The 1,005-nt window shown below is 70.7% G+C and carries 1 protein-coding gene; it reads left to right on the forward strand.

All coding sequences use genetic code 11. The annotated features are described in order from the left end of the window. Nucleotides 1-1,005 (forward strand): UvrD-helicase domain-containing protein (locus tag AC2VOP_RS10920; protein ID WP_486960978.1); only part of this gene is annotated, 1,005 nt, incomplete at both ends.

Below are 1,005 nucleotides of genomic sequence, written 5' to 3' on the forward strand. Positions count from 1 at the left end.
ATCCGTGCAGGCGCTGACCTTCCACGCCGCCGCGCGCCGGCAGCTGCGCTACTTCTGGCCGCGGGTGGTCGGCGACACCGGCTGGCAGCTGCTGGACCGCAAGTTCGGTGTCGTCGCCCGCGCCGCCGGCCACGCCGGGCTGCGGCTGAGCAACGACCAGATCCGCGACGTGGCCGGCGAGATCGAGTGGGCCAAGGCGTCGCTGATCGGCCCGGAACAGTATCCGGACGCGGTGGCGTCCGCCGGTCGCGACGTCCCCCTGGACGCCGCGCAGCTGGCCGGCGTGTACGCCGGCTACGAGGCGCTGAAAGCCCGCGGCCTCGACAACCACGTGATGCTGCTCGACTTCGACGACCTGCTGTTGCACACCGCCGCCGCCATCGAGAACGACGCGGGGATCGCAGCCGAGTTCCGCGACCGCTACCGCTGCTTCGTCGTCGACGAATACCAGGACGTGACGCCGCTGCAACAGCGGGTGCTGTCGGCCTGGCTGGGGGACCGCGACGACCTGACCGTGGTCGGCGACGCCAATCAGACCATCTACTCGTTCACCGGTGCCTCACCGCGCTACCTGCTGGACTTCTCCCGACGGTTCCCGGACGCCACCCTGGTGCGCCTGGAGCGCGACTATCGGTCCACACCGCAGGTGGTGTCGCTGGCCAACCGGGTGATCGCCGCGGCCCGCGGGCGGGTAGCCGGCAGCAGGCTGCACCTGATCGGTCAGCGTCACCCCGGCCCGGAACCGTCCTTTCACGAGCATCCCGACGAAGTCGCCGAGGCCGCCGCGGTCGGATCGTCGATTTCCCGGCTGATCGAGTCCGGCACCGCGCCGGCCGAGATCGCGGTGCTGTATCGGATCAACGCGCAATCCGAGGTGTACGAGGAGGCGCTGACCGAGGCCGGGATCGCCTACCAGGTCCGGGGCGGCGAGGGGTTCTTCCACCGTCAGGAGATCCGACAGGCGCTGGTCGCGCTGCGACGCGCCTCGGAAAGAGCTCCCGAGCG

This window comes from Mycobacterium sp. TH-M106 (genome assembly GCF_057473765.1).